Origin of the sequence: Acinetobacter sp. YZS-X1-1, from assembly GCF_000804305.1 — a bacterium.
GTDB classification, from domain to species: Bacteria; Pseudomonadota; Gammaproteobacteria; order Pseudomonadales; family Moraxellaceae; genus Acinetobacter; species Acinetobacter variabilis.
This window is the reverse complement of the sequence record NZ_JWHB01000024.1, coordinates 46,505-56,042: the sequence shown is the minus strand read 5'-3', so window position 1 is coordinate 56,042 and position 9,538 is coordinate 46,505. Positions and strand designations below refer to the sequence as shown.

11 protein-coding genes and 1 pseudogene are annotated in these 9,538 nt (G+C 33.1%); 3 read left to right on the top strand and 9 right to left on the bottom strand.

Annotated elements, in window-relative coordinates:
- Window positions 1-412: IS5 family transposase (locus RJ01_RS12220; RefSeq protein WP_034171286.1), on the bottom strand; the 412-nt coding region annotated here is incomplete at its 3' end.
- 150 nt (window positions 413-562) lie between these two features.
- On the opposite strand from RJ01_RS12220, the gene RJ01_RS12215 reads away from it, so the two are divergent.
- Complete coding sequence (locus RJ01_RS12215; RefSeq protein WP_034171285.1) at window positions 563-1,315, top strand: hypothetical protein; 753 nt, start codon at window positions 563-565, stop codon at window positions 1,313-1,315.
- Window positions 1,316-2,004: 689 nt separating this feature from the next.
- Here RJ01_RS12215 and RJ01_RS12210 read toward each other — a convergent pair.
- The 4 genes from RJ01_RS12210 to RJ01_RS12195 all read right to left on the bottom strand — a co-directional run bounded on the left by RJ01_RS12210 (window position 2,005) and on the right by RJ01_RS12195 (window position 4,199).
- A complete protein-coding gene (locus tag RJ01_RS12210) occupies window positions 2,005-2,586 on the bottom strand; it encodes a hypothetical protein (RefSeq protein WP_227504431.1) in 582 nt (193 codons plus the stop codon).
- Window positions 2,587-2,733: 147 nt separating this feature from the next.
- On the bottom strand, window positions 2,734-3,036 hold the full coding sequence (locus RJ01_RS12205) for a hypothetical protein (protein ID WP_034171283.1): 303 nt from the start codon (window positions 3,034-3,036) through the stop codon (window positions 2,734-2,736).
- A gap of 165 nt (window positions 3,037-3,201) precedes the next feature.
- A complete protein-coding gene (locus RJ01_RS12200) occupies window positions 3,202-3,726 on the bottom strand; it encodes a hypothetical protein (protein WP_034171282.1) in 525 nt (174 codons plus the stop codon).
- Between the two features lie 23 nt (window positions 3,727-3,749).
- Window positions 3,750-4,199: a hypothetical protein gene (locus RJ01_RS12195; protein WP_034171281.1), complete on the bottom strand. Its 450-nt coding sequence runs from the start codon at window positions 4,197-4,199 to the stop codon at window positions 3,750-3,752.
- Between the two features lie 276 nt (window positions 4,200-4,475).
- On the opposite strand from RJ01_RS12195, the pseudogene RJ01_RS12190 reads away from it, so the two are divergent.
- Window positions 4,476-5,087: pseudogene (locus tag RJ01_RS12190) on the top strand (LysE family translocator).
- A gap of 309 nt (window positions 5,088-5,396) precedes the next feature.
- On the opposite strand, the gene RJ01_RS12185 reads toward RJ01_RS12190, so the two are convergent.
- The 4 genes from RJ01_RS12185 to arsC form a co-directional block, all read right to left on the bottom strand.
- Complete coding sequence (locus RJ01_RS12185; RefSeq protein WP_034171280.1) at window positions 5,397-6,971, bottom strand: sensor domain-containing diguanylate cyclase; 1,575 nt, start codon at window positions 6,969-6,971, stop codon at window positions 5,397-5,399.
- A 112-nt stretch (window positions 6,972-7,083) separates the two neighbouring features.
- Complete coding sequence (locus RJ01_RS12180; protein ID WP_034171279.1) at window positions 7,084-7,548, bottom strand: N-acetyltransferase; 465 nt, start codon at window positions 7,546-7,548, stop codon at window positions 7,084-7,086.
- Window positions 7,549-7,659: 111 nt separating this feature from the next.
- A complete protein-coding gene (locus tag RJ01_RS12175; protein WP_034171278.1) occupies window positions 7,660-8,592 on the bottom strand; it encodes an IS5 family transposase in 933 nt (310 codons plus the stop codon).
- A gap of 118 nt (window positions 8,593-8,710) precedes the next feature.
- Window positions 8,711-9,139 carry an arsenate reductase (glutaredoxin) gene (gene arsC, locus RJ01_RS12170; RefSeq protein WP_034171277.1) on the bottom strand — a complete coding sequence of 143 codons (429 nt, stop codon included), beginning with the start codon at window positions 9,137-9,139 and terminating at the stop codon, window positions 8,711-8,713.
- An 82-nt stretch (window positions 9,140-9,221) separates the two neighbouring features.
- Between arsC and RJ01_RS12165 the strand changes: the two genes are divergently transcribed.
- Window positions 9,222-9,536 carry a metalloregulator ArsR/SmtB family transcription factor gene (locus RJ01_RS12165; protein WP_034171276.1) on the top strand — a complete coding sequence of 105 codons (315 nt, stop codon included), beginning with the start codon at window positions 9,222-9,224 and terminating at the stop codon, window positions 9,534-9,536.
- Window positions 9,537-9,538 lie beyond the last annotated feature (2 nt).

Sequence of the window (9,538 nt, the reverse complement as noted above, 5' to 3'; positions counted from 1 at the left end):
GTTTCTTGCGTTTCCATTCGCCCTCACCTAGAAACTTCATGCCTGTAGAGTCCATGAGTAGATGCAGCCCATCGCTACTTTTTTGGTAGCTGATTGCAATATCAATATGCTTTTGTCTTCTACAAAGCATGGTGTAATCTGGAGCTATCCAATTTAATCCGCAAAGTTTAATCAGACTTTGCACAAAGCCAGTAACCATACGTAAAGACAGACGAAATAAGGATTTAATCATTAAGCAGCATTGGATGGCTGCGTCGGAGTAGGTTTGATTTCGCCCTTGTTTGCCTTTTGATGGCGCATACCATTGCGTAGCAAGATCAAACCAAATGGCAATATTTCCGCGACTCATGAGTGCTCGGTTATATGCGGGCCAATTGGTTGTGCGGTAGATTTTGTGTGTAGGCTTCTTCATTTGAAAATTATATCGCTGAAAAAGCCTTTACAGATAGGTTTGTGCAACAAAGCCGTTATGGATGTAATATATAGTTTTTCCGACGTCAATAAACTCAACTATTTTGGATGTTAAAATAATCAATTATTTTTTAATACGAAAGGTTTTAAGATGAAATCAAAGAAAATACTCGCTCTTGCATTGGTGATGTCGTGTATAGCTGCTCTATCAGGCTGTAACACAACACCTGATAACAATAGTCAGTATACTAATGCAGTCGAGACTTCTCATAAAAATAGTCACAGTAATATTGCTAACCCCCAAGTTTTGGATATTAAGGGCAGTATTACTGGCTATGATACAAAGGAATATATATTCCATGCACAAGCTAATCAAGTATTAAGAGTAGTAAGACAAAACACATCAGACGATGTGGTATTAAATTTACTGTATCTTGGAAATAACAATAAAACTAGTGAACTCTCTGGTGATTTCCAAGTCCTGCCTTATACAGGGGATTATAAGCTTATCGTAAGCCAAACACGCAATGATGCCCGTAAGCATGCAAGCACCGAAATAAAATTTAATTTGAAAGCCTTTATCACTGACCAGCAGCAACCATCTAACCAGCAAAATTATGTCGTCAACTACAAGTGTGATAGCAACGAAAATCTAAGCGTAACCTACCACTTTAATAATCAAAAAACTAGTGCGACAGTGACTTACGATAATATTTCACAACAGCTAAACTTTGATGATCAATATAGTAAAAAAAATAATCCAGTATTCTCCAATAATAACTACTTACTGAGCGTAGGAACTATTAATGATGGCGTGTTTGGAGACTCAGTGGTCTACTCTCTGTTAGATTTAAAAAAATCTAAAGGTGGCTACGCATTATTACAAAACTGTCAAAAATTATAAACGGTGGTCTTTATGCTGTTCAAGTTGGTTTTGAGTTTATAAGTTAATACCTGTTTTGACTGGGTTTAATATTAGAACCCAGTCAAAATTCTGTGTAACTGTTATTTGCTAACAGGAATCTCAATCTCTCACTAACCTCGGCCCAGCAGCAACGCTGATCCGCATTCTGGATGCTCATCCAACCTTGATTTAAAAAATTAGATAATAAAAAACCCTGACATCCTGTCAGGGTTTTTTACTTTTGCTTGATGTGCTGTTATTACCCTCTGGTTCCTGTGCAATAACTTATAATTCTTGTTTTGTGTTATGGAACTTCCTGTTCCTGATGAGTTCATCATAGGAAAGTTCCAGTATCCTGGATAGCCGCAAAGGGCCGGAATTCACGTAAGCCCAGGCGTACAAAATAGCCTAAATTTTATCCCCAGCAATTGGGGATAGTTTTGGAACCTGGATCCGCATGAAATGGGCACCGATCGCCAAATTGATCGTTTTTTAGCCAATTTTACTGGCAAAATGTTACAGATTCGCTTAAAAACTCACCAACTTATTACAAAAGCCAATTTTTTGCCTTTTCTTGGTCATGACTAAAATTTTAAGTTATTGATATTTATATTAATATACAAGTGTATTTCGTAGAACTGCCATTATATTAAATGAGGTACCTTACATACTTCATTCCTCTCTAATTTCTACTGTATGAAATAAGCTTGTGAAAGGCATTGTGCTGTAGTTTCATCAAGCTTTTTTTCGATTTCGTTCCAACTATCGAGATATTCTTGAAATTGCTCATTCATAAAGTTTGAATGTAATGCCACCTGCATATAGTAGCCATCAACAACCAGGGCTATAAAATTTAGGTTGCTTTCAATAATTGCATATCCACCATTTTGCATTTGCAGAAAAGAGCGAGAAGCATAATCTAAATACTTGGCTTCTATTGGAGTCTTAGCAATCATTACTGGAGAATATCCGGCAAAGGTATTTTCATTTTTTGCATTGTTTATAGGTAGCCAATAGAGATATCCATCTGTTTGCTTTAGGCTCTCACATAGCAGTTCGTATAAGTCTTGATTACATTTTTCGTTGTATTTATTTGAATAATCTAATAAATTTAATTTTTTATTTTTAGAAATTACTGAAGGATTGATATAATTATTATGATTAATCCATAAAGTAAATATATTAGAAATATCGGTATATTCCTGATTACTTAATTTCCCATAATAGGGCTTTAAGGGATCACTATCCTCAATCCAAGGTTCAGTTTTCATATTCATAGAACCATTCTCTAGTGTATTTAGACATTCATTTTAAAGTGAAGAAAAACTAAAATTAACATAATACAGATTATACGAACCCCATGCCTTAGACATGGGCTTTTTTTAAATTTCGTATAAGCTCCATTATGTTAAATGGCTTTAATTTTGCTTAGCCCTATATTCATTAAATGCTAGAAGCATTCCCTCTTTTTGTTCTGCAGAGGCATCTGGAAATGAATAAAATCTTTCATAATCTTTTCTAAATTGGCTGCTTTCAATTCTTTTAGCTAAGTCATCAATAAAACCTTTTCCTTGAGTCTGATATTGCTGAATCGTTTGTTTATCTAGGCAGATAGTTTTCTCCCAAGAAATTGCACTCATATTTATAAGAACATTGAGATATATATTTTCGCTATCCTCATATAGTTCCCAAAAATAAGGCTCCATTTCTATAAGTTGCATTTCACTAGTATTTCCAAACTTTTAATTATTTCTAAAATGAACATAATACACCTTATACGAAATCAAAAAAATTGAGATATATCCTTAATTTATCTAGAGCTTTTCAGAAAATGGAATCTAGATTTTTGTCTAGGCTTCCTTAAAGTTAGCATAACGCCCATTATGTTAAATAACCCCATTCCAGACTTCATCTAAGTTCTTTAAATTATTGTATGCTTCTTCAAAATTACTCAATTTGAATGTTAAGACAGGAGATGCAAAGGGCTTCTCCCAAATTACTGATGTAACTAGATCGTGTATATGATTCCAGCTTCGTCCAAATCTAATCCATGTGACCTCTGTTTCTGTAATAACTTGTTCAACCATAATTACGCTACACACAAGGTCTAAATCATCAGGACAAATTAAAATTGGTACGACTGTCGAGACAGCACCATATTCAGAAACTTCAGGTTTTAGAATTTTCCAGGCATCACTTAAAGACAGATTGTTTTCAAAGTCATATAACCATCCTTGTGCTGGAACAAGAGTATTTGTCTCTTCAATGATATTGGTGTTTTTATCTATCCATACATTTAATGGAATCCCATCAATAGCAAGAATTGGAAACGGTTTAGGATTCCCTCTTCCATCTTGAATACATCCACTAATAGGGTGTTGCTTTAATAAAATTGCTGAAATTAAGTTCATATATTTCGTTTAAATATTTAATCTTAAATAACTTCAAAAAACTCTTGTTGAATACCTAGCCTTCCATCTTTATATTCGATTATATATAGCTTGATATCTTCAAAAATACCTTTGTATGTAATTGAAATTAAATATAGTTGTTGAAAGTCATCTCCTTTTTCATACAATTTTATATTAGAGACTTTTACCCAATCAAAATTTGCACTGTTTCCACCAGAACATGGTTGATAATATTCTTCATGATTATGCCAATATTTTTCAAAAATTTTTCTTTTTAAATCAATTAAATAATTCATATCTGCATTTTCATATTTATCACCAATATGTAGTTTTTCAACTTCATACATGTCTGCATAATATGATTTTAAAAAATTAGTGATAATTTCTTCTTTATTCTGTCGTATTACATCACCATTCGTGACTCTATCAACCATGTTTGAAAAACTTAGTAGAATCTCAATATCTTCACGCATTTAAAATTCACATCAAAATTAAAAAATAAGAATATCTTAGTGTTAATTTGTAGTCCATTTAACATAATGGCCGTTATGTGAAATTTGAAGAAGTCTAGACAAAAATCTAGGCTCTAATTTCTGAAAAATCATCAATAAAAATGGGAGCTTAAACTCTCATTTTTGACTTCGCATAACGTGTATTATGTTAACTTTAGCTGAACTTCAATTTTTTTTCTGATTGGCCTTAAATTATTTAATTTATAATTGGTACTTTTCTAGTTTGATAGAGACAGTATGCTTGAGCTTCTAATTCCATTTTTTATAGCGATTATCTTGTTAACTGTAACTCCCGGATTGGATACAGCCCTAATAATAAGAACTGCTACAGTGGAGAATAAATGTAAAGCATTTCATGCTGGATTAGGTATAGCCTCCGGATGTCTAGTATAGGGCATCTTAATTGCTTTGGGTGTGGGAGTTATCTTATCAGCCTCCGAATTAGCCTTTAACTTAATGAAATGGGTCGGGGCTATCTATTTGGTATGGCTAGGTTTAGGTTTACTATTCAAGCCAAGAAAAAGCTTTGAGATAAAAACTACTAAAATGAGAAATGAAAACTGGTTCTTAAAAGGATTTCTTACTAATATTTTGAATCCTAAAGTGGGGATCTTTTATATTTCCTTCCTACCACAATTTGTACCTAGTAGTGGAAATTCTACCTTATGGCTTTTAAGTTTGGTAAGTGTGCATGTTAGTTTAGGCATTTTATGGTCAGTCATTCTTATTACTTCAATGCAATCTATTTCCAAGTTTCTTCATCGAAATGGAGCATTGAAAAAAATTGATCAAATTACGGGATCAATTTTTATATTATTTGCCGTCAAACTAGCTTTTACTAATAGATGATACTGTGATTTTTTGAAATCGTGGCCCTTATTTAACATAATGGTACTTACACGAAATTTTCAAAAAAACAGTGAAAATGGGAGCCTTTAACTCCCATTTTTGTGTTATTCCTAAGTAGAAATGTCCTACCTTAAAACCAAGTAGAAATATCCTATACAGACATTTCCAAGTCAAGCACAGGATTGGGTGAGTGGATATTACGATTCTAATAATGATACTTTTATACACCGAATAGGGTAGACGATATAATCTACGATTAATGGTAGTAGTCCAGCCTATTCATATGTATAAATTTTTTTTAACTATTGATTAGAACTTTACACAGTTCCTTCCACTGTTCTTAGCTTCATAAAGATATTTATCTGCAATTTTAAAAACTTCTGAAATATCCTCAGAACTTTCAGGCCAAGAAGCTATCCCTATAGAAACTGTAATAGACCCTACATTTGGGATGGTCTGTGTTGCTAGTTCTTTTCTAAATCGCTCAGCACTTTCATAAACATCTTGTTGGCTAGTATTAGGTATCACAACAATAAATTCCTCCCCACCATAACGACAACAGACGTCATTTTTACGAAAACTTTTTTGCATAGTTTTTGCAAGATACTTTAGAACCGAATCACCTTGATCATGTCCATATGTGTCATTTATTCTTTTAAAAAAATCTATATCTATTAGTAAAATAGATAAATTATTTTTTTCATTCATTTGATTGGTTATAAAAAAGTTCATTCCCCTACGATTCATTAGACCAGTAAGAGGGTCAGTGTTAACATAGTGATCCATTTCATTGATTTTTATTGAAAAGTTTTTAACACTTAGTAAAAGAGCGTGTTTTAATTTAACTATTTCGTAATACCATGGATAAATAGTTTTAATTTCACCCCGTACTTCTGGTAGATGAAGCGAACCAGCAATATTCGCTAATTTATGCAGAGGTGATGCTATGAAAAAAGAACATTTCCATACGATATAAAAGATAATTAAATAGAATATAAAGATTCCAGCAGAAACTTTATAAATAATTGAAGTAGCTTGCTTTAATAATTCCATAGTAGGTTGTTGCGAGACAATTATCCAATCTGTAGTTTTTATATGTGAAAATCCAGCAAGATTATCTATCCCTCTACTATTGATCAGGCGAATTTTTCCAACTTTTTGCTTTTTTATATATTCTAAACCATTGTTATTTTTTACTATATCCCCAACTCTTTTATGATCAGGATGAAAAATTATCTGACCATTTCCATCAATGACATACATATAGCTTTTTTTATAGCTTTCAGATGTAGTTAACATCTGATTAATAATATTTTTTTCCTTTAAATAAATAGTAGATCCAATAAATCCCTTATAGTTTTTTTTACTATCATAAATCGGCTGAGAAATAAAAATAATCATATTCTTTCTAATAGAAAGATAAGGTGTAGAGATATAAGGCTTTTTATTTTTTATTGAGTTATTAATTCCTAATGTGCTTTGTACTTTGTTTTTATCAATGTTTAAAATATTAGGTGAATAGTTGATCAACCTACCCTGAGGATCGCTAATTACTACGCTATTGTAGTAATTAGATTGCATATTTAATCTCTGTACTTCTGATTCTCTAGTGCTTTCATCATCAAAATCTTTTCCTAATACTTTTGCACTATAATCGAGTTGGGTTAATATATTTTTAAAATGATTATCAGTACTTGTTGCAATTTTATTTGCATATTCAGAGTTTAATGATAATGAATTATTGATAAGTTGATTTTTTACTATTTGATAACTAACAACTAAAGAAATAATAAAAAGGGTAGATACAGAAAATACTGCTAAAAAAAGTATTAGGTTTCTAAGAGTTAAATCAAGTTTTTTTTTAATAAATAAAAATAATTTCATTCACTTACAATTAATTAAGTATAGCTTTTAAGTTTAGTATACTTTTAGATAATACTTAAAGCTATATTCATATTTATTTGTTCTAATAACTATATATTTAACATAAAATCTCTTATACGCAATTAGCTTCGGTCTGTCTCAACAGCTCATATTCTTGAATAGAATTTCTCAATTCGCCAATAGGTAGAATATGAGTATCTTTAAACCCTAATTTTCTCATGAACGCCTGACAATCAGGATTAGGGCATTCTACTTGCAAAAATTCATAACCAAATCTTTGGCCAAACATACAAAGTACTTTCAGCAATTCAGTACCATGCCCCCTTTTTGTCTGACGAAACCCAATTCTCGCAACAACAATAGATTTGTGATCTGGAGCTGCATGTCGACAATCTCCAAATCGAAGATACAAATCATCTAAACCTATATTAAAGTGAGCCGTCATATATTCATCCTTATGCTGAAGGAAAAAAATATCTGCTCGTCTTAGGGAATATCCAAGTTTTCTAACTGTAAATTTTTTTAACACGTCTAATGCGGCTTTTCGTTCAATCTTATCAATCACAAAATTTGGCATATATAAAAATCCATCCGAAAAATACTACTCTCCATGAGCAACCAATTATAGTATCTAGTGGCTTTGTTGCACAAAGATTTAAAAATTAAGATTTCCCATATCTACTCAAATTTAAGTGGCAACTTGGGTGTGAGGTCGGCCTAACTCTGTGAATTTATTTAATACTGCTACACGTGCATGCATCTCATTGACTTGGCTTTGGAAGTTTCTCGAACTGAGTTTATCCCCCAATAATTTGATGCAATGCATCTTAGTTTCGACCAAACTTCGCCGATGATAGCCTGACCATTTTTTCCATAGTGTCCTGCCTAAACGTTTAACTGTTCGAAGTAATTCATTTCGCTCTAACGAGCTGATCTTTGTATCTTTCCAAGGTTTCGCATTTTTTCTTGGCGGAATCACAGCATGCGCTTGCCGATCTGCAATGACCTGACGGCATTGTTTTGTGTCATAAGCACCATCGGTATAAACAGAGTCAATCTGCTCATCTTGTGGAATTTGATCAAGTAAATCCCCAAGGACTTGTGAATCACTCACATTATTCGCTGTGAGCTGAACTGCTAGTATTTGTAGGGTTTTCGCATCTATACCAATATGTAGTTTACGCCATTGTCGACGATATTCAGGCTGATGTTTCTTGCGTTTCCATTCGCCTTCACCTAAAAATTTCAAGCCAGTGGAGTCTACGAGTAGATGCAGTCCATCACTACTTTTTTGATAACAAATCGAAATATCAATATACCTTTGTCTTCTGCAAATGGCGGAATAATCTGGTGCTGTCCAATCTAAACCACAAAGCTTAATGAGGCTTTGCACAAAGCCAGTGACCATGCGTAGAGAAAGACGAAATATGGATTTAATCATTAAGCAGCATTGGATGGCAGTATCGGAATAAGTTTGATTTCGACCATGTTTGCTTTTGGGTTGAGCATACCATTGTGTTTTTGGATCAAACCAAATGGCAATATTCCCACGATTAATGAGAGCTTGGTTATATGTGGACCAATTGGTTGTACGGTAGATTTTAGGTGTAGGCTTATTCATTCGAAAATTATATTAGGGAATAAGCCTTTAGAGATAGGTTTGTGCAACAAAGCCTCTCTAAATTAAAACCCTAATTTTAGCTTAATCTCCCCCTCCCATTATGTTAAATGAGGCGGATTTATTTAATCCGCTTACCATTTTTATCGATGATTATTTCACCATCTTCTTTGATAAAAGCTCCTAATTGAGGCGCAGACAAAATATCTAAAACGAGTTCAGATGGTCTACATAGTTTTACGCCCAGTTCAGTCACAACAAATGGACGGTTAATTAAAATTGGATACTCAAGCATAAAATTAATGAGCTGTTCATCTGTCCAGTGCTGCTGATCCAAGTTGTGAGCTTCAAAATGTTCCACGTTTTTGCGAATAGCTTTACGTACAGAGAGACCTGATTTCTCAATTAAATTAATGAGTTCACTTTTACTTGGAGGGTTGAGAAGATACTCAATAATTTCGGGTTCTTCTCCGGTATTTCGAATTAGCGCCAGTGTATTTCTTGATGTTCCGCACGCTGGATTATGATAGATCTTAACTTTTGATGACATTGGACTTACTCAGGACTTTATAATATTGCATTTATATATGGATATACGTATATTCGCAATAGCATATATAAGAGTATAGATTATGGATCAAGCAGATTTCTTTAAATGCCTATCTGACCCGACACGTCTAGATATTTTAAAAATTATTTTAAAAAGACAAAATGTATGTGTTTGTGAAATCACAGAGATATTACAACTGAGCCAACCTAAAATTTCTCGTCATTTGGCTTTACTCCGTAACCTTTCAATTTTGCTAGATGAGCGCAAAGGACAATGGGTGTACTACCGATTAAATCCTGATTTACCAGAATGGGTAAATGCAGTTCTCAATGTTTTAAATGATGAAGTACTGAATAAACCTGCGAGCAACTTATCTATCTCTATGCAATGCGAGTAATT